The organism is Paenibacillus phocaeensis, assembly GCF_900021165.1.
Taxonomy (GTDB): Bacteria; Bacillota; Bacilli; order Paenibacillales; family Paenibacillaceae; genus Fontibacillus; species Fontibacillus phocaensis.
This window is the reverse complement of record NZ_FCOQ01000006.1, coordinates 134825-155409: the sequence shown is the minus strand read 5'-3', so window position 1 is coordinate 155409 and position 20585 is coordinate 134825. Positions and strand designations below refer to the sequence as shown.

General features: G+C 55.1%; 22 protein-coding genes and 1 pseudogene. 17 read left to right on the top strand and 6 right to left on the bottom strand.

Annotation, left to right across the window (positions count from 1 at the left end; translation table 11 throughout):
- Window positions 1–201 precede the first annotated feature (201 nt).
- From BN3795_RS01220 to BN3795_RS01175, 10 genes are all read left to right on the top strand, one after another.
- Entirely contained in the window at window positions 202–1881 is a 1680-nt protein-coding gene (locus tag BN3795_RS01220; RefSeq protein ID WP_068782922.1) for a GspE/PulE family protein, read from the top strand.
- Window positions 1881–2945: a type IV pilus twitching motility protein PilT gene (locus tag BN3795_RS01215; protein WP_068782972.1), complete on the top strand. Its 1065-nt coding sequence runs from the start codon at window positions 1881–1883 to the stop codon at window positions 2943–2945. The genes BN3795_RS01220 and BN3795_RS01215 overlap by 1 nt, the downstream gene beginning before the upstream one ends.
- 79 nt (window positions 2946–3024) lie before the next feature.
- On the top strand, window positions 3025–4200 hold the full coding sequence (locus BN3795_RS01210; RefSeq protein WP_232729815.1) for a type II secretion system F family protein: 1176 nt from the start codon (window positions 3025–3027) through the stop codon (window positions 4198–4200).
- Window positions 4201–4247: 47 nt separating this feature from the next.
- On the top strand, window positions 4248–4706 hold the full coding sequence (locus BN3795_RS26125) for a prepilin-type N-terminal cleavage/methylation domain-containing protein (protein WP_068782920.1): 459 nt from the start codon (window positions 4248–4250) through the stop codon (window positions 4704–4706).
- The gene (locus BN3795_RS01200) at window positions 4706–5206 is read left to right on the top strand and encodes a prepilin peptidase (RefSeq protein ID WP_068782919.1); all 501 of its coding nucleotides are present in this window, start codon (window positions 4706–4708) and stop codon (window positions 5204–5206) included. The genes BN3795_RS26125 and BN3795_RS01200 overlap by 1 nt, the downstream gene beginning before the upstream one ends.
- A complete protein-coding gene (pilM, locus tag BN3795_RS01195; RefSeq protein WP_068782918.1) occupies window positions 5173–6132 on the top strand; it encodes a type IV pilus biogenesis protein PilM in 960 nt (319 codons plus the stop codon). The genes BN3795_RS01200 and pilM overlap by 34 nt, the downstream gene beginning before the upstream one ends.
- Window positions 6129–6674: a hypothetical protein gene (locus BN3795_RS01190; protein WP_068782917.1), complete on the top strand. Its 546-nt coding sequence runs from the start codon at window positions 6129–6131 to the stop codon at window positions 6672–6674. The genes pilM and BN3795_RS01190 overlap by 4 nt, the downstream gene beginning before the upstream one ends.
- Complete coding sequence (locus BN3795_RS01185; RefSeq protein WP_068782916.1) at window positions 6671–7381, top strand: hypothetical protein; 711 nt, start codon at window positions 6671–6673, stop codon at window positions 7379–7381. Before BN3795_RS01190 ends, BN3795_RS01185 begins: the two co-directional genes overlap by 4 nt.
- 153 nt (window positions 7382–7534) lie before the next feature.
- A complete protein-coding gene (locus BN3795_RS01180) occupies window positions 7535–7969 on the top strand; it encodes an NfeD family protein (RefSeq protein WP_059042283.1) in 435 nt (144 codons plus the stop codon).
- Window positions 7969–8904 carry an SPFH domain-containing protein gene (locus tag BN3795_RS01175; protein WP_059042285.1) on the top strand — a complete coding sequence of 312 codons (936 nt, stop codon included), beginning with the start codon at window positions 7969–7971 and terminating at the stop codon, window positions 8902–8904. The genes BN3795_RS01180 and BN3795_RS01175 overlap by 1 nt, the downstream gene beginning before the upstream one ends.
- 56 nt (window positions 8905–8960) lie before the next feature.
- Here the strand turns inward: BN3795_RS01175 and BN3795_RS26200 are convergent.
- Window positions 8961–9079, bottom strand: a pseudogene (locus BN3795_RS26200) (AraC family transcriptional regulator); the annotation flags it as partial.
- A gap of 117 nt (window positions 9080–9196) precedes the next feature.
- On the opposite strand from BN3795_RS26200, the gene BN3795_RS01170 reads away from it, so the two are divergent.
- Window positions 9197–9775 (top strand): NAD(P)H-dependent oxidoreductase, encoded by a 579-nt coding sequence (locus tag BN3795_RS01170; protein WP_068782915.1) that lies wholly within the window; start codon window positions 9197–9199, stop codon window positions 9773–9775.
- Between the two features lie 50 nt (window positions 9776–9825).
- Here BN3795_RS01170 and BN3795_RS01165 read toward each other — a convergent pair whose 3' ends face one another.
- Together BN3795_RS01165 and BN3795_RS01160 are read right to left on the bottom strand one after the other, a co-directional pair.
- Window positions 9826–10500, bottom strand: a complete 675-nt coding sequence (locus BN3795_RS01165) for a PspA/IM30 family protein (protein ID WP_068782914.1) — start codon at window positions 10498–10500, stop codon at window positions 9826–9828.
- A gap of 48 nt (window positions 10501–10548) precedes the next feature.
- Complete coding sequence (locus BN3795_RS01160) at window positions 10549–10776, bottom strand: PspC domain-containing protein (protein ID WP_332835579.1); 228 nt, start codon at window positions 10774–10776, stop codon at window positions 10549–10551.
- A gap of 429 nt (window positions 10777–11205) precedes the next feature.
- Between BN3795_RS01160 and BN3795_RS01155 the strand changes: the two genes are divergently transcribed.
- Complete coding sequence (locus tag BN3795_RS01155) at window positions 11206–11772, top strand: flavodoxin family protein (protein ID WP_068782913.1); 567 nt, start codon at window positions 11206–11208, stop codon at window positions 11770–11772.
- A 32-nt stretch (window positions 11773–11804) separates the two neighbouring features.
- Window positions 11805–11969 carry a hypothetical protein gene (locus tag BN3795_RS25405; protein WP_198524610.1) on the top strand — a complete coding sequence of 55 codons (165 nt, stop codon included), beginning with the start codon at window positions 11805–11807 and terminating at the stop codon, window positions 11967–11969.
- A gap of 40 nt (window positions 11970–12009) precedes the next feature.
- Here the strand turns inward: BN3795_RS25405 and BN3795_RS01150 are convergent, their stop codons facing one another.
- The gene (locus BN3795_RS01150) at window positions 12010–12903 is read right to left on the bottom strand and encodes a transposase (RefSeq protein ID WP_110944934.1); all 894 of its coding nucleotides are present in this window, start codon (window positions 12901–12903) and stop codon (window positions 12010–12012) included.
- Window positions 12904–13257: 354 nt separating this feature from the next.
- Between BN3795_RS01150 and BN3795_RS01145 the strand changes: the two genes are divergently transcribed.
- The gene (locus BN3795_RS01145) at window positions 13258–13995 is read left to right on the top strand and encodes a glycerophosphodiester phosphodiesterase (RefSeq protein WP_068782911.1); all 738 of its coding nucleotides are present in this window, start codon (window positions 13258–13260) and stop codon (window positions 13993–13995) included.
- Window positions 13996–13999: 4 nt separating this feature from the next.
- Entirely contained in the window at window positions 14000–15226 is a 1227-nt protein-coding gene (locus BN3795_RS01140) for an SLC45 family MFS transporter (RefSeq protein ID WP_068782910.1), read from the top strand.
- An 84-nt stretch (window positions 15227–15310) separates the two neighbouring features.
- Here BN3795_RS01140 and BN3795_RS01135 read toward each other — a convergent pair whose 3' ends face one another.
- Both BN3795_RS01135 and BN3795_RS01130 read right to left on the bottom strand, forming a co-directional pair.
- Window positions 15311–16051, bottom strand: a complete 741-nt coding sequence (locus tag BN3795_RS01135; RefSeq protein ID WP_068782909.1) for a YcnI family copper-binding membrane protein — start codon at window positions 16049–16051, stop codon at window positions 15311–15313.
- Between the two features lie 34 nt (window positions 16052–16085).
- Window positions 16086–17783 (bottom strand): copper resistance CopC/CopD family protein, encoded by a 1698-nt coding sequence (locus tag BN3795_RS01130; RefSeq protein WP_068782908.1) that lies wholly within the window; start codon window positions 17781–17783, stop codon window positions 16086–16088.
- Window positions 17784–18103: 320 nt separating this feature from the next.
- On the opposite strand from BN3795_RS01130, the gene BN3795_RS01125 reads away from it, so the two are divergent.
- Together BN3795_RS01125 and qoxA are read left to right on the top strand one after the other, a co-directional pair.
- Window positions 18104–19078, top strand: coding sequence for a diaminopimelate dehydrogenase (locus BN3795_RS01125; RefSeq protein ID WP_068782907.1), 975 nt, complete (start codon window positions 18104–18106; stop codon window positions 19076–19078).
- A gap of 500 nt (window positions 19079–19578) precedes the next feature.
- Window positions 19579–20562, top strand: coding sequence for a cytochrome aa3 quinol oxidase subunit II (gene qoxA / locus BN3795_RS01120; RefSeq protein WP_068782906.1), 984 nt, complete (start codon window positions 19579–19581; stop codon window positions 20560–20562).
- Window positions 20563–20585: the final 23 nt, after the last annotated feature.

Genomic DNA, 20585 nt, shown 5'->3' with positions numbered 1-20585 from the left:
AATCTAGGTATATTTTACTATAAAAATGATAGCATCGTTTTGGCGAAAGGTATATAATCAGTATTAAATTACTACTGTTTAATTTTTCCTCGTTTTATTCCGGTTTGATAGATTAGGCCTCTGGAACTATAATTGGTTCGAAAGACTTCAGCTCATGAATATTTCAATTTCATAATAAATCCAACAGGGATGAGGTGAACCATGTACACGATCAAAAAAAGGTTGGGCGAACTTCTGCTGGAATCCGGAATCATCACGGATCAGCAGTTGCAGGCCGCTTTGGAGGATCAGCAGCGCACCAGAAAGAAACTCGGCGACGTGCTGTTGGCGCAAGGCGTCTTGACGGAGCACCAGCTCATCGAGGTGTTGGAATTTCAGCTTGGTATTCCTCATGTCACATTATCCAGGTATCAAATCGATGCGAAGTTAAGCCAGGTCATCCCAGAGCAGATGGCCAAGCGTTATCAAGTGCTCCCGATTCGTGTAGACGGGCGGAAGCTTATGGTCGCGATGGCCGATCCTTTGGATTTATTCGTCATCGATGATCTTCGAATGAGCACCGGCTTCACGATCGAACCCGCGATTATTTCGAGGGGCGAGCTGCAGCGGGGGATGGCGCGCCTCTATGGGCTGCAGGACTCCATGAACGAGATGATCAAAGATCTTGGGACCGGCAACGCTCAAATCGATGTCGAAGATTCGGTGATCCTGGGCGAAGATTCCCCCGTGGTTCGGCTGGTGCAGCAGATGATCGAGCAGGCGGTGCGGCTCGGTGCCAGCGACATCCACGTTGATCCGATGGAGACGCAACTGGCGATCCGCTACCGAATGGACGGGCTGCTTCGCAGCGAACGGACCGTTCCGAAGTCGATGCAAGGCGTCATCATCGCTAGGCTGAAAATTATGGGCAACTTGAACATCGCGGAACGGCGGCTGCCGCAGGACGGCCGCATCAAGCTGGTTGTGGACGGCAAGCCCATTGATATCCGGTTGTCCTCCTTGCCTACGGTGCATGGGGAGAAGATCGTCATGCGGCTGCTCGACCTCACTGAGGGCGTGAAGGGCTTGGACAAGCTGGGCATGACGGAGGCGACGTTAACCCTGTTCCGCAGCATGATCGAGAAGCAGCATGGCATGGTGCTGCTGACCGGGCCGACGGGGAGCGGGAAGACGACAACCCTGTATTCGGCATTGCAGCATTTGAACCGCGAAGATACGAATATTATTACGATCGAGGATCCGGTGGAATATATGCTGGACGGCGTGAACCAAATGCAGGTTCATCCGGCGGCGGGCTTGACGTTTGCCAGAGGGCTGCGCTCCATTCTGCGGCAGGACCCTAACATTATCATGGTGGGGGAAATCCGCGACCTGGAGACGGCGGAAATCGCGATTCGCGCCTCCTTAACCGGCCACCTTGTTTTTTCAACCTTACATACTAATGATGCGGTGAGTACCGTCGTTCGCCTGCGCGATATGGGTATCGAACCGTATCTGATCGCTTCATCGCTGATCGGGATTGTGGCCCAGCGATTGGTGCGCTGCATCTGCCCGGACTGTAAAACCGCCTATCCGCCGGAAAGTCAGGAAACCATCTATCTGGAGCGGCTTGGTTTCCATACGGACAAGCTGTACCGAGGCACCGGCTGCGGCACCTGCGGCAAATCAGGCTACCGCGGCCGGATGGCGGTGCATGAAGCCCTGCTGATCAGCGACGATTTGCGGTCGGCAATTGTGGAGGGCGCCTCCGTTCATGAGCTGCGCCAAATGGCGAAGGCTCAAGGGATGACGACGCTGTTCGCGGACGGAATTCAGAAGGTGCTGGAGGGGCGAACCACCCTGCAGGAAATGATCCGCGAAGTGGAAGAGGAAGAGCGATGATGAATCAGGATTATACCGTAACGGACGAGACGTTTAACGGATTGCTGAAACAGGCCTTTGACGCCGGCGCATCCGATTTGCATGTGACGGTGAATTCGCCGCCGGTGCTGCGCATCGACGGTACGCTTCAGGCGCTGGGCGAGGAGCTGTTGTCGCCGTCTTCGCTGGAGCGGATCGTACAAGAGCTGATGAGCCCGGCCCAGTATCAGAAATTCACGGAGCAGGGAGAACTGGATTTCTCATATGGTGTACCGGGAATCTCCAGGTTCCGTATCAACGTCTTTCGGCAGCGGGGGTCGATCAGCATCGCAGCACGGGTCATTTCGCCTTCGGTCCCGGCGTTCGAGACGCTCCATCTGCCGCCCGTGTTGTTGAAGCTGGCCCAGAAGCCGCAAGGTTTATTTCTCGTCACCGGCCCGACCGGCAGCGGGAAGTCGACGACCCTGGCATCGCTAATCGATCACATCAACCATACGGAGCGCAAGCATATCGTTACATTGGAGGACCCGATCGAATATCTGCACCGCCACGACAAGTCGATCATCAATCAGCGGGAAGTGGGACTCGATACGTTATCCTTTGATAACGGCCTCCGGGCGGCGCTTCGCCAAGACCCGGACATTATTCTGGTTGGCGAGATGCGCGATCCCGAAACGATTCGAACGGCGATTACGGCGGCCGAAACCGGCCATCTCGTCTTCGCTACTTTACATACCGCCGATGCGCCGCAGACGATCGATCGAATCATCGACGCTTTTCCGCCGGCCCAGCAGGGGCAGATCCGGATTCAGTTGGCCTCGGTGCTGCTGGCGATCTTGTCCCAGCGGCTGCTGCCGTCTCGCAGCGGGAAAGGACGGGTGTGTGCAACGGAGTTGCTGCTGAATCCGCCGGCGGTGGGCAACCTGATCCGTTCGGAGAAAGTTCATCAGATCAAAAGCGTGATGCAAACGAACTTCCAGCTTGGGATGCACACGCTGGAAATGAGCTTGCGCGAGCTGCTGCGGCAGGGCGTAGTTCATGAAGCTTCGGCCCGGCCGTATTTGACGGAAAGCCCTCTCGGATAGGTTGAGGGCGGAGACAGACGTGAGAAGCGGAAGGACAGATGCTTAAATGCCCCAATATGTGTATCAAGGCAGGGACAGGGTGGGGAAACAACGCAAAGGGGCTTTGCAAGCCCCGGACCGATCCGCCGCGCTTGCCGAACTCAAGAGGCAACAAATCGTTGCAACCGGTCTGCGCGAGAAGCGCGAGACGATATGGAACAAAGAATTTTATCTGGGCAGTCCGGTCAAAAATGAGCAATTCGTCGTGTTTTGCCGGCAATTTGCCACGATGATCCAGGCGGGCATTTCGATCGTTGAGGCGACCGCCATCCTGGCGGAGCAATCCGAAAGCAAGCCGCTGAAGAAGACGCTGGCTGAAGTGACGGCGGAGCTGCGCAAGGGCCATACGTTTTCCGGTGCGATTGCGGCTTACCCGCGGATTTTTCCGGCGATCTTCGTGCACATGATCCGCGCGGGGGAAGAGGCGGGCAGCATGGAGGAGACGCTGGAGCGGTTGGCAGTATATTTTGAAAAAGCGCATGTCACCCGGGAAAAAGTAAAGTCCGCAATGACGTATCCGCTCATCGTCAGCGTGATGGCCGTGTTTGTCATTATCTTTTTGCTAAAATTTATGATCCCGCGGTTTCAGGTTATGTTCACTCAACTCGGAGGGGATTTGCCCGCGATCACGAAGTTTACGCTTTCGCTAAGCCGCAGCTTGGAGCAGCATTGGATCATATGGCTGTTGATCGCCACGGCGGCGTTTGCTGCGGTGTATCTGCTCCTGAGGTGGGAGCGCGGGGCGTATGCCTGGGACTACTTCAAGCTTAAGGCCCCCGTATTTGGGATTCTGAATCGGAAAAGCGCGATCGCCCAATTGACTCGGACGTTATCCTCGCTGTTCGCCAGTGCGGTGCCGGTGCTGCAGGCCTTGGCCATCGTGGAGAAGGCGGTCGGCAACCGAGTGATCGGGGCCACGCTGCGGGAATGTCAGACGTCGCTGCGCCAAGGACGGCCGTTGTCCGAGCCGCTGCGCCAATCGTGGGTGTTTCCGCCGCTGGTGACCCAGATGATCCGGGTTGGCGAGGAGACCGGTTCGATCGATGCGATGCTGGCCAAGGTCGCCGATTTCTACGAACGTGACGTGGAGAACACTGTGGACAAGCTCAAGCAACTGATCGAGCCGGTATTGATCCTGTTGCTAGCCGGTGTAGTGGGGTTCATTATCGCTTCGGTGATGATCCCGATGCTCAGTTTATATCGAAACATCAGTTGAACCGAGTTTAGATTCAAACGAATTACTATTTTAGGAGGTTCATTATCATGACAGCACTCATCGAACGGATTCAACGTTTGCGGAAGGAAGAGAAGGGGATTACGCTAGTCGAACTGCTGGCCGTTATTGTCATTATCGGCGTTATCGCCGCGATCGCGGTGCCGATGATTACGGGATTGCTGAATGATACGAAAGTGAATGCGAGATCCGCAACGGCGAACCAGCTGTACGAGGCGGCAAGATTGAGATCGATTGCGAAGAATAATGGGGAGATTAAAGGGACGCATACGCTCAAAAACTTGGTGGACGACAATTACATGCCTAAAGGCCTAACGGATCCGAAAACCGGAACAACCTTAAGTGACAATACCTCTGTAAATCTGGACAAGGTGAATACGACTGAAGCCATAGTGACACTGATTATCGGCAGTGAAACCATAACGTTCACNTGCGCCGGGCCGGAGACCTCGCCGCCGCCCTCGCGACGGCGGCGCTGTTCGCGCTGATGCACCTGCGGTTCGGTGCATCAGGCGCATGGGCGGTCGGCCTGCTGCTGACCGCCCTGGCCGTGATGTGCGCGGTCACGGACTGGACCGCGCACATCATCCCCAACGGCGCCGTGCTGGGGTTCGGCGCCGTGCTGCTCGTCGCCGCCCCGCTGGCGGGCGGCGTACCGCTGTGGAGCCAAGCGCTGGGCGCGCTTGGCGGCGGCGGTCTGCTGCTGCTGATCGCCCTCCTCACCTCCGGGAAGGGGATGGGGATGGGCGACGTGAAGCTGCTGACCGTCTTCGGCTGGGTCGTCGGCTTCCCCGGCGTGCTCCTAGCCTTGTTCCTGGCCAGTACAGCCGGCGCCGCCGCCGGCCTGTTCCAGTTGGCGCGGGGCCGCAGAAGCCGCGGCCAGACGCTGGCGTTTGGTCCCTTTTTGGCAATCGGCACCCTTGTGGTTTACATGTATGGAAAGGAGATCATCCATTGGTATCTGCAAAACGTCCTTCCTCATTACTGAACCGGCGGCCGGCCCACATCGGGATTACGATCGATGAGGACGGCATCCGTTACGTCAAATACAACTCCAAACAGGGGATCGTGGAACGCGCCGGCTTGCTGCCGGTCGATGCTGAGTTGAACGAAGACGGCGTCCCCGATGTCAGCGGGTTCACCGACATGGTGAAGCGCTGGGTGAACCGCCGGGGGCTTGCGGGCAAGAAGGTCCGTTTGGCGGCCCCCACCTCCCAGTCTTTTATCCGCTTGCTCTCCGTTCCTAAGGTCAAGCGCAGACAGCAGCGCCGCGTAACCGAGCTGGAGATCGAGGGCAGCATCCGCCTGCCGTTCGAGGACCCGGTGATCGATTATCATTGGATGGAGGACCGCGAGCAGGAGGAAGCCTTGTTGACCTTCGTCGCGGCTGTACCGCGTCCGGTGATTCAGGAGCTGGTGTCGTCGCTGGAACAGGCCGGACTTCGTCTGGAAGCGGTCGATTTGGCCGCGATCGCGCTCTCGCGAATTCTTCGGCAGCAGCGCCTGCTTGGCGAGTCCGGCAATGTGATGGCGATCAACTTCAAGGCCAAAGAAGCTGAGATCTACACGTATCATCACGGGCTGCCCGACTTCGTACGGACATTTCCCCTGGAGCCGATGACCGGGGACAAGCTGAATACGTGGCGGTATGGGGAGATCGTCTCCTCAGTGACCCGGATGATGAATTTCTACGAATACACGCTGCATGAAGGCAATGAACGGGTGCAGAGCATCGTGATCGCCGGCGCGGCGCCGGACAAGCCGGAGATCGCCCGGCAGTTAACGGCGGCTTTTGACCAAGTGAGCGTGTCCGAGGTGGATCTGTCACCGTATTTTGCCGGACATGAAATGGCGGACCAAGGCAGCTATGCTATTGCCCTGGGGTTAGCCATGAAGGGAGCGGACCTCCGATGATCGACATCAACTTGCTCCCTCCCAAACCGCGTCCGGCCTCGGCCGCCGTGATTCTCCCGATCCTGCTGCTGCTTGCCGGGCTTGGCCTCGGCGGCTACCTTGGCTACGAGTATTGGGGGGCGCGGGAAGAGGCGGCAGCCTTGAAAATCTCCATCGCCGAGACCGAACGGCAGCAAGCCGAGCTGCAAAGCGAATTGCAAAGCTTGGGGGCCTCCGGATTCGGGGCTGCGGGAATTGAGCTGATCGACAAACTGAGCGAGCAGCGGCCGGATCTTCGGACGCTGGTCGGCACCCTGGAGGCCCCGCTGCCCGCCGGCAGTAAGCTGGAGACCGTTCGGTTTGGCGAAGCCGGCTTGGCGTGGACCTGCGAGTTCACCAGCTTAAGTCAAGCCAGCGCTTATTCGTCTGCACTCCGCGAGCAATCGGAGCTTGGCGGCGAGTTGATTCAATCGGTGAAGCAACTGCCGGGGCGGGGATATATCGGTACATTCGAATTGTTGCCAGGGACAGGAACGACGGAACAGGCAGGTGACGGAGAATGAAGACGGAACATTCGTCCGGATCGGCCGGAGCCCGCTGGATGATGGTGGCCGCGTTGGTCATGCTGGCGGCGGGAGCATTTTATTTCTTGGGTTATCGGCCAGCGGTGGAGACATCCGTGAACCTAGAAGCCGACCACGAAGAGAAACGGCTGTTTCTGCAAAAGACCCAGACGATCCTGGATGCCAAAAGGGCGGATTTGGCGGCAGAGGGGGCCTCGGCCGACAACGCCAAACGGGAGGCGGCGGTACCGGGTGAACCTGACCGGGAAGGGATCTTGCTGGACCTCGAGCAAGCGGCTAAGTCCTCCGGCGTACGGATCCAGGAAGTGGTCTTCGCGGTACCGGGGCTCGGCGGCCAAGCGGCGGCTGTCGAGGCTCGGCTAGCGGGCGACTCCGCTCCCTCGTCTTCTGTCGAAAGCCCGGCGAGCGGCCAAGACAGCCCGCTCGCCAGCCAGGCTCCCATGGGCGGCTCCTTATCCGGGGCGGGAAATCCCGGTCTGCTGATGGAAGCGGATTTCAGCTCGGCCGGGTTCACCGCGACGTCCCTTCGGCTTACCCTCAGGGGGACGCTGGCGGAAGTCAAAAACTTCGCGGCAGCCCTGCAGCATGACGAGCGGTTGTATGTTGTCCAGTCCTTCGAGTATGGGAACGAGGAAGCGATGGACAGCCAGGCGGCGGTGTTCCGGCTGGTGACTTTCCACCGATAACTTAGCCAATCCCAAGGCTTCTTTGGGTTAACCCAAGCATTCCAGCTGTACACGCTGGGGTGCTTTTTTTGCAAAACCATATCATTCCTTGATACTTTTTGATATGTTCACCGTATAAATAATTATAATGCTGAAAGGTGGTGCAACAGGGGGATGGAAATGTGGGCAATTTGGCTCATCGTCGCCGGAATCTTATTAGTGCTTGAGATGATGACGATGACTTTTTACCTGCTATGGCTCTGCATCGGTTCGCTGGTGGCGGCAGCCGTGGCTTTGGTGGCCCCCGAAGCTTATTTCTGGCAGGTTGTTGCGGGCTGTCTGGTCGCTTTGGTCCTGACGGTATTTACGAAACCGCTCTCCAGAAAATTTCGTGCAGCAAAAGGATTTAAGGATATCGGTACCGAACTGGTAGGGAAGCAAGGCATCGTTGTGGAACCGATTGAACCCGGGCAATACGGCATCGTGAAGGTTGGGGGAGATTCGTGGAGCGCTACGGCGACCGTCCCGATCGGCAGGGACGAGAAGGTTCGGGTGCTGGAGCGAAGCAGTACAATTATCGAAGTAGAACGATGGGAGGAAATTTCTTAATGCAATGGGCAATTATTGCGGTCATTGTTGTCGTTGTCGTCGTCTTTATCTCGCTGACGGTCAAAATCGTACCGCAGCAACGGGTGGGGGTCGTCGAACGGCTCGGTAAATTCAACCGCTTGCTGACGCCGGGCCTTAACGTGCTGATCCCGGTTATCGACCAGGTGCGGACGTATCATGATTTGCGGATTCAGCAGACCAATGTGCCTCCGCAAACCGTCATTACCAAGGATAATGTTCAGGTCCAGATTGACACGATCATTTTCTATCAGGTAGTGAATCCAGAGCAAGCGACTTATGGCATTTCCGATTTTGTCTACGGGGTGCGGAACATTACAACGGCCACGCTGCGTCAGATCATCGGTAAGATGGAGCTGGACGAAACGTTGTCCGGTCGGGAGAAGATCTCAACGGATATCCGGACCGCGCTGGATGAAGCAACGGAGAAATGGGGCGTACGGATCGAACGGGTGGAAGTGCTCGACATTCGCCCGCCGGTAGATATTCAGGAAGCGATGGACAAACAAATGAAGGCCGAGCGGAACAAACGGGCGATCGTGCTCGAGGCCGAAGCCGCCAAGCAGGATATGATTTTGCGTGCGGAAGGGGATAAGCAAAGTAAGATTCTGAAGGCGGAGGGCGATAAGGAAGCACGGATTCGTGAAGCCGAAGGCTTCCGTCAAGCCCAGGAGCTTGAGGCGCTCGGGGAAGCGAAGGCGATCGAGTCGGTTGCCGCCGCTGAAAAAGCGCGGATCGAAATGCTGCGCGACGCTGCCTTGAACGAAGCCGTCTTGGCATACCAGTCTTTCGAGGCTTTGAAAGAAGTAGCCAAGGGACCGGCGAACAAGGTGTTTATCCCGTCCAATGCGATCGAAACGCTGGGGAGCCTCGGCGCCATCAGCGAAGTGTTCAAAGCCGGCAAGGACGGCAAATAAACGATCTCCTACAAAGATCCCGGCAAGAGGACGTTCTTGCCGGGATTTTTTTGCATCTATACCGTTCTTAGCTCTCTCGCCCGATATTGTCCCGGAGTGAATCCCGTCCATTTCTTGAAGGCATTGTGGAAGGCGCTGGTTCGGATAATGCAGTAAAATAGGCAATGTCACTGATCCGCAATATTTTTACACGATGGATCATTTCGCCGCCTGGATGTTCGCCTTATGCTAAAGATCCCATTCTTCGCAAGTTGAGAACACCGGAAGCTTTAAATTTAAGGAGGAGATCGCCATGAATATTTTAGTCATCAACGGCCACCCCGACCCCGAGGCTTTTTGCGCCGCTTTGGCGGAGGCGTACCGGAATGCCGCGGCATCCCAGGCCGGTGCAAAGGTACGGGAAATCGACCTAAGCCAAATCGTTTTCGATCCGAATTTAAAATACGGGTATCGCCAAAGAACGGAGCTGGAGGAGGAGCTCAGGGAAGCGCAGGAGATGATTCGTTGGGCGGACCATCTGGTTCTGGTGTATCCGACGTGGTGGGGGACGATGCCGGCGGTTCTGAAGGGGTTTATCGACCGCGTCTTCTTGCCCGGGTTCGCCTACCAACATCAACCGAACTCTTTGCTTTGGGATAAACTCCTCAAGGGGAAAACCGCCCATCTGATCGTGACCATGGATACGCCGTCCTGGTATAACCGCTGGTTCTATAAACGGGCGGGGCACCGGGTGATGAGAAGCAATATCTTGGGATATTGCGGCATCAAGACGGTACGCATTACGGAGTTTCACATGGTTTCGTCCTCTCTGGAATCGACGCGTTTGAAATGGTTGGAGAAAGTAAAGAAGCTGGGCGCTGCGATGGCCTAAACCAAAACCGCCCGATGGGATTCATCGGGCGGTTTCGCTATATCAACGGCTCAGGCATGCCGGTTCGACAATTGCTCCTTCAAGCGTTCCAGTTCTTCGTTGACGGCGGTGGATTGGGTTCCGCCCGCATCTGCGATGCCGGACGTTCTCCCGTAACTGGTCGAGACTTCCTGCTGTGCTTCCCAGCTTAGAATCTTCTCCTCCATCCGCTCGAACCCTCGCGCGGCTGCGCCGCTTTCGATGCCGCGGCTGAAGTTCGGCCGCTCGGCCTCGGCTTTCACCTGGGCCTTGCGGGCACGGGCTGCCAGTTCATTCCGTTTCTCTTTCAAGCGGGCAAACTCCGCTTTCCCTTCCGCGAGGCGAATTTCCAGTTCCGCTACGCGATCGCGAGCTTCCTGCGCTTCTTTGGCGTGCTGCTGCGCTTGTTCCTCGTAACGGATTTTCTCTGCGGCGGCATGGCGCGCGGTCACCTCATCACCTTGCTCCAGGGCGGTTAATGCCCGAATTTCACTTTGTTTGGCAAGATGGGCGATGTCGGCGCTTTTCCGCTCTTGGACAGTGGCGGTCATCTGCTGCTCCTTGATCATTTTCTCCGCGGCGGCGATGTCGTCCTCCAGGTTGCGCAAGTATTGGCCGGTCATCAACACCGGGTCTTCCAGTTTGTTTAATACCTCGTGAATCGAAGCCTTCGCCAGATTGGCAATGCGGTCAAATACGCTGCTCATTTAAAATCTCTCCTTTGAGTTCAATTGGGTTTGCGATAGGTTTACCGATCAAAACGGGGAAAACGGATCATCGTAGCTGTAGCTGCCAATCGGCTCCTTCGGCACGATCAGGCTCGCGATCAGGTACAAGGCGACGACCGACCCGAAGCTGAAAAATACCGCGATGACGGCGATCAACCGCACCACCGTGGAGTCTACGCCAAGCCACTGGGCAATCCCCCCGCACAGGCCGCTTAATTGCTTATCCGTTGCCGAACGATATAGTTTTCTCATCATTAACCACGCTCACTTTCATGTATTTTCAAGTTCTGGATTCATGGGGGCAAAGTTTCAATTTAACGAAGGATTCTTCGCTGTTCATGTCTTCATTTTACCGGGAATCGCAGCGGGACATAACGGGCTGGGGACGGTTTGTGAACTGGACCTTGGTCGGGTCGGCTCCTCGTCTGGAAGTCGGGGCAGGGACTTGAACTCCGGACAGCTCCGGGCGGGTTGAATGAGAAAAAGCTTGATTTCATGCTTATGTAAGCGCTTATTGCTGGAATTGGCAAATTCTTTGTATTCGTAGACAACCCTCTGCACGTTTCGCGGAAAAACGCCATAAACTTTTTTTGATTGGCATAAAATGGGGTGCCTGTCGTATAACATAAGTAGGCGTAATTTCGGAAAAGTTTCGCTTGAGACCTCAGAAAGGGAGTGCAGGGAATGCGCATCGCAGTTATTCAGGGAAGTGCAAGAAATGGAGGGAACACGGAGGAGCTGACGCGGCTGGTATTAGAGGGGATCCCCTATACGAATATCGTTTTGCGCGAGAAAGAGATCAAGCCGATTCACGATCAACGGCATGACGAAGGCGGCTTTGATCCGGTGGACGACGATTACGACGATCTGATCCTGCAGGTGCTGGAGCATGATATTTTGATCTTTGCCACGCCGGTGTATTGGTACGGGCCGTCCGGTTTAATGAAAAATTTCATCGATCGCTGGTCGCAAAGCCTTCGCGACGTCCGCTTCAATTTCAAGGAGCGGATGGCGGCCAAAACCGCGTATGCTATCGTGGTCGGCGGCGACAACCCGCGGATCAAGGCGCTGCCGCTCATTCAGCAGCTGCAGTACACGTTTGATTTCGTCGGCCTGCCGTTTGCCGGGTATGTGATCGGGAAGGCCAGCAAGCCGGGTGAGGTGTTGCAGGACGCCCGTGCGGTACGCGACGCCGCGACGCTGAATGCCGAGCTGCGAAAAGCTGAACCGGTGGCAGTGAACCGTTCCTGACTGGGACGAAGATAGACTATGGAGTTTCGCTCGTGAACGGCATCAAGACCAACCTGCGAACGACGTGCGGCTGCATTTGCAGCGGCACGTTTTTTTATTTTGGGGAGGAGGACACCTGGGTATCAGCCTCTTTTGATGATTATCCCGTTCCATCAGGTAGTGAAGAAGAAGCACAAATCGCGGATGCGTCAAGATAACGAAACACTTGAGAAATGCAGGAGAAGGGAGCATTTTCGATTATGCCGCAACTGCAAGGGGCGGGCTCTGGTGGCGTGCGATCAGTTGACGGTAAGAGATCGCCGGAATAGCCACACATCTGTGCAGCAATTCCTCGCGCATCGTCTCTTCGGAACCGGACATGCGCAAGTGACGGCGTACGGTGTATTCGTTCAAATACGCCTGTAAATGCTTCAAGCCCAAGGCGACATAAGTTCCCTTGAGAGATTTCCAAGCCGCTCTGACTTCTCTCCATAAGGGCAAATACAGCCGAAAGGTCAACGGGAATGGCTGCATGGTTGAGCTGTGGACGTCTATATTCCTTTTTACAAACGTGTCGAGTTCGAGCCGGCCTGCCCGTATTCCGTCTCCTCTCTTTTGCGAAACCACATGAATCTTAACCCGCTCCGGCTCGCCAGTCTCCGTTACCGTGCATCCGGCTACGACCGCTGTGGCATAAGGGTGAGACCGCAGAGGATCCACCCCGTATTGATCGCTGCTCACCCTCACGTCTCCGCTCAAAAGCTCCCTGGCATCGGTTTCCCCGAGGGTATGGCGGATCTTGTGCAGCATCAACCATGCGGTCTTGTAAGTGACCCGGATCACCTGACTCAGACGCAACGCCGAGATGCCGTCGGGAAGCAGGAACAGTTCCAGGGCTTGAAACCACTTCAACAAGGGCAGATGGGTTCTTTCAAAAATGGTGCCCACCAAAGGGGAGGCTTGATAGGCGCATCTTCCGCATTCGAATAATGGAAGACGACGGGAAGACAGACGGGTACACGCGGTATTAGCGCAACGCGGACAGACGAAGCCGTTCGGCCACTTCTTGGCGATTAACATCTCTATGCAGTCCGCCTCACTGCGAAAACGGCTGCTAAGAGGAGGTAGATCCATGTTCGCGCTTAAATCCACATTCATCCCCCCCAGGACAATAAAATAAGAACGTATGTTCGCTTTTTTTCTTATTATATCAAACATATGTTCCCTTGGCAAGCAGAAAATACCAGCAAACACCGTCTTATCTTAAAATAAATTTAGCACGCCCAACTCTCCGGTAACCACATGTCGAGCCCCCGTTTCTGAACGAAAGGGATAATCGTGTAAAGAGCCGTGAAGCACCATTGATTGCGCGAAATTATTCTGAGTTTTCGGAGGGAGACATAGCCTTACTTCGACTTGGCCTTTTATACAACTCTAACAATGCAGGATTATAGTGAAGGGATGGATAATATTATTTTTAAATAAATCCCTAGGAGGATGATCCTTTTGAGCGATATTATCAATTTTGCGCATCGCGGGGCGGCGGGGCATTACCCGGAGAACACGATGCTGGCTTTTGCCAAAGCTCTGGAGTTAGGGGCGACCGGCATCGAGACGGACGTGCAGATGACGCGCGACGGGCAGCTGGTTCTCATTCACGACGAGACGCTGCAGCGGACGGCTGGAACGCCGGAGTGGGTAAAGGATTTGACGCTGGCCGAAATCAAGCAGCAGGAGGCGGGCTCCTGGTTCCATGAAGACTTCGCGGGCGAACGCATCCCGACGCTGGAGGAATTGCTGGACCTGGTACGCGGCACGGACACGATCGTGAATCTGGAGCTAAAGACCGGCGTCGTGTTGTACCCCGGCATCGAGCAGAAGGTGTTGGATGCGGTGCGCCGCTATGACTTAAGCGAACGGATCATCATCTCCAGCTTTAACCACTACTCCCTGGTGGAATGCAAAAAATTAGCTCCGGACATCCGTACCGGCATTCTGTATATGGAAGGCTTGTACGAGCCGTGGGATTACGCGAAACGAGTTGGCGCGGAGGCGCTTCATGCTTACCAATACGCGCTGACGCCGGAGCTGGTAGCACTCGCCAAAGCCAACGGAGTGGTTTACCATCCGTTTACCGTAAACGATCCGAGGCTGATGCAGATGCTGATCGCTGCAGGCGTAGCCGGTATTATTACCGATTACCCCGACCGCTTGGCAGAACTGCTGGCCAAACCAGGAGTGTGAGCGGATGAAAAAAACATGGCTGCTGGGACTGGGTTTTTTCAGCATTAGCTTGACCTGGGCGCTGTATAATGCGTTTGTTCCGCTGTTTTTGGACGACTATTTAAAAAGCGCCGCCATGATCGGGTTCATGATGACGATCGATAATTACTTCGCCATTATTTTGCAGCCATGGATTGGACATCGCAGTGATAAAACGAATACCCGGTACGGCCGCCGGATGCCTTACCTGCTCATCGGCATGCCGCTGGGCGCGGTGTTTGCAACGCTGATTCCGTGGCATACCGGATTCGTGACTCTGGTATTGTTTATGGTATTAATGAATTTGGCGATGAGCTTGTTCCGGGCGCCAACGGTCGCGCTCATGCCCGACATCACACCGGAACCGCAGCGCACCAAAGCGAACGGCGTCATTAACTTCATGGGCGGGATCGGCTCGGTGCTGGCTTTTGGCATCGGTTCACAGCTCTACGGGATCGGTTCGTATATGCCGTTTCTGTTTGCCGGGGTCGTCATGCTGATTTGCCTGCTGGTGCTCAAGGCGGTCATCCGCGAACCCGTCGCTCTGGAGCAGGGCTTGATTGGTACCGCTGCAGCGGGGCAGCAGCCGAAGCCGCAAATCCGGATCAAAGACCAATTGGATAAGACGACGGTGTTGATATTAGCGGCGATTTACTTCTGGTTCGTGGCCTATCAAGGCGTTGAAGCGTTGTTTACGTTGTATGGCACCAAGCAGGTCGGGATGAGCGATGCCGAAGCTTCGTTCTCATTGACGTTTTTCTCGCTGGCATTTTTGCTGTTTGCGTTGCCAAGCGGCTGGCTGGGAGCCCGTTATGGAAAAAAAGCAATCATTTCAACCGGGGTTGCCGGACTGTTTATCGTATTCGGCGCAATGATCTTCGTCGATTCCGTCTTGTGGCTGCGGGTGCTGTTGATCGTGGGGGGCGTCTTCTGGGCCTGCATCAACATCAACTCCTACCCGTGGGTGGTTGCCACCGGGCGGGAGGAGAGCATCGGGACACGCACGGGGATTTACTATTTCGTATCGTCCCTGGCTGCGATTACGTCGCCGCCGCTGCTCGGTTGGCTGATCGACGTATTTGGCTACCCGGCGTTGTTCATCAGCGCGTCGATCGGGATGCTGCTCGCACTGGGCTGCCTGTTCGCCATTCCCCGGGAACGGCAGCGGGTAGATCGTGATCCGTTCGACCAGGCGCCTGTCAGCACGAGATGAATCGATATTAGCTTCAGCTATGCAAAAAAAGCAGCGGGATCTCTGAACGCATCGAAGCGTCCGGGAGAACCGCTGCTTTTTGAATTACGCCGACTTGCGTCTGGCGCGCAGTGCCAGCCCTAAGGCGATGAGCGAGACGAGCAAGGCGCAAGCCGAAAGCACGATGGCCGCAGTCCCCGCTGGGGAATTGCCGCTTGGGGAAGCGGAGGTTTCGGCGTCTGGAACGTTGGCTTCCGCTGTGTCGGCTGTTGCAGACGTATTTGCGCTGTCGTGATCATGCCCGGCTTGTGCCCCGTCGGTCTGTCCATCGATCTGCCCGGCGTTCTCCGCAGCGCTTATGACCGTCAGGGAATGCGGCCGATCGGCGCCTTCCGCTCCGGTCCATTCCACCACGCTGCCGTCGCTGTAATACTGGAAGGCGTCCCAAGCCAGTTCCGTGTCCTCGCCGGGGTTCTGTGCGACAAACTCAAATTGCTGGAACTCGCCAGCTCCGATCCCGTCACCTTCAGTGGTCCAGGTCACGGCAGTGACCGCCCCGTTATCGGCCGTTGTCAACTCCACGTTCCATTCCGGCACCGGACGGTACTGTTTGAAGGCGAGGCCTTCCGGGATTTTTAATGCGACTTTTACGGTGTTGATCTCCTTCTCGACGGGCACCTTCAGAATGTAGGTTTCCCAGGCGCCCGGGGTGGACTGGCTTGGCATCACGGTAACGTGTGCGCTGGCCATTCCGGTGAACAAGGTGAATGTGAGAATCCAAACCATTGCGGAGCCGGCGGCGTAACGCCAAAACCGGTTTCCGAGAGAACGAGTTGTTTTGAACATGGCTATAATCTCCTTTATTATGGGTCTGTTCCCTTTATGGACTTCCTACCGCCAGCTCGGCATCATAGTCGTAACTATCCAGCGATTTCGTCAAAATATGGACACGAACGTTCCAACGGCCGCCCATCGTGATCAGCTCGCGAACCTCCGGCGGTGAACTGCCGGGGAAGACGATTTCCGTAGTACCCATATCCATTTCCTTCGAGGTTAGCGTAAGCGTCACTTGCTCCACATCGCTGCGGGGTTGTCCGTCCGTCCCTTGTACGTTGACTTGAAAGATGTTAGCGCCCACGGCGTTTGGAGTGATGTGAATCGTTACCTTTGTTCCGTCATCCAATTGTTGTGTCAATGCAGCAGGGCCGGGCAAGGCCGAAGCGGTCGGCAAATTCGCCAGGATAGCGGCGAGTACCAGCACGACCAGGCCGGCTCCGAATTCGGTCCATACTCCGGCGTTCAACGGCTTCCCAGCCCGACGTCCGCGCAGGAAGGACCATCCACCGAGCAGCAGGCAGATCAGGGTCAAGGCAATTTTCGCCAGCAGTACGCGTCCGTATGTCGTATGCGTAAGCGAATACAGCGTCGGAACATGCAGCAGGCTGCTATAGACGCCGGTTCCCAGCAGGATGGCCACCATGAAGAAGGCGAGCATCGAGAAACGCCGGACGGTATGCCAATACAGCTGCTTGTGCGGCGGCTCGCTCGGTCGAGTCCTGTCTTCAGCGGACTGCGGAGCTGCCGCTGCCGGCAGCAAGAACGCTATAGCGCCAACGCCGCCGAGCCAGATCAATGATGCGGCCAGGTGCAGAAAATCCGCAGTAACGGCGAAACCTTGCGGTTCGGCGGTCGCGGCATGTCCGATAAAGGCTTTGGAGAGCAGCAGGCCCAGTCCAAAGAGCATCGCACCGATCAGCGGCAGCAGACGTGGGCGGGTTAACCGGCTGGCGCGGAGAAGAAACAACGTCGACAAGAGCCAACCGCCCAGCAGCAGGAGCTGAATCTTCCAAATCCCCCCGAAGGTCGTATACACTAACGTTTGCCGCCAAAGGCCGGGGTCGAACGCTTCTCTCCATCCTCCGCCAGCATCGCTCGCCGTTTGTTGCGGCAAACTAAGCAGAATGCCGAAGGAGACGGCGATAAATCCGGCAAGCCACACGCTTCGGCTGCGCCGCTTCAGACGGCTCGACCAGCCGTTATCCGGGCGGGGAAGAAGCCAGCCGTGAAATACGACCGCTCCGAGATAGCCCGCCATTCCGCCATAGAACAGCCAGCGGACCAGCAGCAGACTCCAGTCCGGGAAGGAGCTGCCACCATCCGGCGTCGGATGGACCGGGAGGCCGCTGTTGGCCGCGCTCTGTCCGATCTGGAACGGGATTGTTCCAGAGATGGCATGTCCGTCCCCGGATACAATGTTCCATTTTGCCGTGTACAGCCCGTCCGGTAAGTTTGACTGCAAGGCGACGGTCAATCGGGAGGGTCTATCCGGGTCGATGCTGGTTTCCCCGTCCGCCACGTCATCCCCGTTGGGCCCGATGACGGCAATCTTATGGAAGCCGGCCTCAACGGGCTCGTTAAATTCAATCACAAATTCAACAGGGGAAGCGGCCAACACTTCATTCGCCGCTGGATTCGAAGCGACAACATAAGCATGGGCGAAAGCGGATGCAGGAGTCAGAACTAGAAGAACGGCGCATACCGCCGCGAATAAAGCCCACTTGGATCGCAGCAATTTCAATTCGGTTCAGCCCCAATTCCAATTAGTCTATGAACTACCTCACAATGGTTACCATTTTACAATGATTAAATAGGGGCGGGTATGACTAGAATGGGCTATATCGTACCCCAATCTCGATTATTTGTGTCTGATTTGTGAAGTATCGAAACACTATGATTTGCATAAAACTACAGTTTGATTTGCACAAAAGCGCATAATTTTTAAACTAAAACACTAACTTTACATGTTAACTATTTAAAAAGTGATGAGGGTAAATTACAATGGAGCTTAGTCAGTCCATAGGTTGAGACGAGTTTGACCATGTTGAAGGAGGATATCAAGTGGCAACGATAAAAGTAGGCATCGTAGGATACGGGAATCTGGGGCGCGGCGTGGAGATGGCCTTGAAGCAAAACCCTGATTTCCAACTGAAAGCAATTTTCTCACGCAGACAACCGGATGAGGTGGCGTCGGCAAGCGGCGTGGTTCACATCTCAGAGATTGAAAAATATAAGGGAGACATCGACGTACTGCTTCTGTGCGGCGGGTCGGCTACGGATCTGCCGGAGCAAGGACCGCAGCTTGCCGCGATGTTCAATACGGTCGATAGCTTTGATACGCATGCGAAAATTCCGGAATACTTCGCGAAGGTGAACGAGGTTGCCGAGAAAGCAGGAACAGTCAGCATCATCTCGACGGGATGGGATCCCGGCTTGTTTTCGCTGAATCGGCTGCTGGCCGAGTCGGTATTGCCGGAAGGGAAAGATTACACGTTCTGGGGAAAAGGCGTCAGCCAAGGGCACTCCGACGCTATTCGCCGCGTGGCGGGCGTGAAGAACGGCGTTCAGTATACGATTCCGGTAGAAGCGGCGGTCGAGCGGGTGCGGCAAGGCGAAAATCCAGAGTTGTCCACGCGCGAGAAACACCTGCGTGAATGCTTCGTGGTTGCGGAGGAAGGCGCAGATCTGGCGAAGATTGAGCAAGAGATCAAGACGATGCCGAACTATTTCTCGGACTACGATACGACGGTGCATTTTATCCGCGAAGAAGAGTTGAAAGCGAATCACTCTACGATGCCGCATGGTGGTATGGTGCTCCGCAGCGGTCGGACCGGCGAGAACAGTACGCAGCTGATCGAGTTCAAATTGAAGCTGGACAGCAATCCGGAATTTACAGCCAGCGTGCTGGTCGCTTACGCTCGTGCGGCCTACAAGCTGTCGCAAGCCGGCCAGTTCGGAGCGAAGACGGTCTTTGATATTCCGTTTGGTTTGCTGTCGCCAAAATCGCCGGAGCAATTGCGGAAAGAGCTGCTGTAAGTTGCCGTAATGTAATCCTACGCTCATATAAATAAGATGAAGAGGTTGTCCCGAGGCAGGCAAAGTTTGCTTCGTTGGGACAACCTCTTGTTTTTTTGCCTTTTCTCAAATGTCATAAAAATTTCGCAATTACCAGTGGTGCAAAAAGGAGTGAGAAGATCTTGAAATAAACAATAACTAATAAAGTTGTGAACAAAATCACAAAAAGAGGATTTTATATGACAATTCTGCGAACTATGATAGGCGAGAGCCGCATTGTGAACAATTATCAAAATCGCCGAATTCGCCGGATTTTGACCTGAAATCGCCGCTAATCAACATTGACTGTGTTGCATAGGACAAAAATCACAATATTAGATGTAATAATTTAACATATATAACAATCTCTATGAATTGTTATTCAATCGCCCCTTTCCTAACATAAAAGTAGCTGATCGAACGAAGCCATCCCTATGCACGAAAGATGGCGTTCACAATGAAGAAAGGGGTATCGGTATCCTATGAAAAGGAAAGGGTTGCTGCTCGCTTTATTTTCAGCCCTTCTTGTCCTCCTGACCGGATGTAACCAGTTGACGGTGTTGAATCCGAAAGGTCCGGTGGCCAAGACCCAATCGCAAGTCATCATTTTTTCCATTTTAACGATGGCCGTCATTTTATTGGTCGTTTACACGCTGTACATTTACATGTTGACGAAATATCGCGCCTCCAAAGCGGCTCCGGATTATGAACCGCCGCATGTGGAAGGCAGCAAATGGCTGGAAATCACCTGGATTACGATTCCGGTCATCATTGTGGCGGTGCTGTCGGTCGTGACCGTACGCAGTACGTCGGCCGTGGAGAAGGTGCCTGAAGGCTACGAGGACCAAAAGCCACTTGTGATTTACGCCTCCTCCTCCAACTGGAAATGGCATTTCAGCTATCCGGAGGAAGGCATTGAGACCGTGAACTATGTAAACTTCCCGACAAATCGTCCGATTGAATTCCGGCTGTATTCGTTTGGTCCGATTACGAGCTTCTGGGTCCCGCAGTTGGCAGGTCAGAAATATGCGATGAGCGATATGGTCAATAAGCTCAACATCGTTGCCGAGCATGAGGGCTCGTACATGGGCAAGAACTCCAACTTCTCGGGTGAAGGTTTTGCGCATATGGAATTCGAAGCGCTGGCGATGTCACCGTCCGAATATGACAAATGGGTCCAAGAAGTGAAGGACACGGCACCTGAACTGACGGAGGCGGATTTCGACAAATTGCTGGAGACGGCTTTTGTCGGCCGCCAAACGTATACTTCGACCCACCTGGCTTTCCGGCCTGCACCGGAAGGGGAGAATGCCGGTCATAACCATGGCGGAGAGAGCGGAACGGAAGAGATGGACCATTCTGAAATGAATAATTCTGAAATGGATCACTCTGAAATGGATCCATCCACGATGGATCATTCCAATATGGACATGACGGAAACTAGCGAACACGAGATGCATAACTAATCAACGGGAAGGGAGTACCTGAC

Excerpts from the sequence above, each read along its gene's own strand:
- qoxA (WP_068782906.1), top strand. The coding sequence starts at position 19,579 with ATGAAAAGGAAAGGGTTGCTGCTCGCTTTATTTTCAGCCCTTCTTGTC.
- BN3795_RS01220 (WP_068782922.1), top strand. The coding sequence starts at position 202 with ATGTACACGATCAAAAAAAGGTTGGGCGAACTTCTGCTGGAATCCGGA.
- BN3795_RS01140 (WP_068782910.1), top strand. The coding sequence starts at position 14,000 with ATGAAAAAAACATGGCTGCTGGGACTGGGTTTTTTCAGCATTAGCTTG.
- BN3795_RS01165 (WP_068782914.1), bottom strand. The coding sequence starts at position 10,500 with ATGAGCAGCGTATTTGACCGCATTGCCAATCTGGCGAAGGCTTCGATT.
- BN3795_RS01160 (WP_332835579.1), bottom strand. The coding sequence starts at position 10,776 with ATGATGAGAAAACTATATCGTTCGGCAACGGATAAGCAATTAAGCGGC.
- BN3795_RS01200 (WP_068782919.1), top strand. The coding sequence starts at position 4,706 with ATGCACCTGCGGTTCGGTGCATCAGGCGCATGGGCGGTCGGCCTGCTG.
- BN3795_RS01185 (WP_068782916.1), top strand. The coding sequence starts at position 6,671 with ATGAAGACGGAACATTCGTCCGGATCGGCCGGAGCCCGCTGGATGATG.
- BN3795_RS01170 (WP_068782915.1), top strand. The coding sequence starts at position 9,197 with ATGAATATTTTAGTCATCAACGGCCACCCCGACCCCGAGGCTTTTTGC.
- BN3795_RS01215 (WP_068782972.1), top strand. The coding sequence starts at position 1,881 with ATGAATCAGGATTATACCGTAACGGACGAGACGTTTAACGGATTGCTG.
- BN3795_RS01190 (WP_068782917.1), top strand. The coding sequence starts at position 6,129 with ATGATCGACATCAACTTGCTCCCTCCCAAACCGCGTCCGGCCTCGGCC.
- BN3795_RS01135 (WP_068782909.1), bottom strand. The coding sequence starts at position 16,051 with ATGTTCAAAACAACTCGTTCTCTCGGAAACCGGTTTTGGCGTTACGCC.
- BN3795_RS01180 (WP_059042283.1), top strand. The coding sequence starts at position 7,535 with ATGGAAATGTGGGCAATTTGGCTCATCGTCGCCGGAATCTTATTAGTG.
- BN3795_RS01175 (WP_059042285.1), top strand. The coding sequence starts at position 7,969 with ATGCAATGGGCAATTATTGCGGTCATTGTTGTCGTTGTCGTCGTCTTT.
- BN3795_RS01155 (WP_068782913.1), top strand. The coding sequence starts at position 11,206 with ATGCGCATCGCAGTTATTCAGGGAAGTGCAAGAAATGGAGGGAACACG.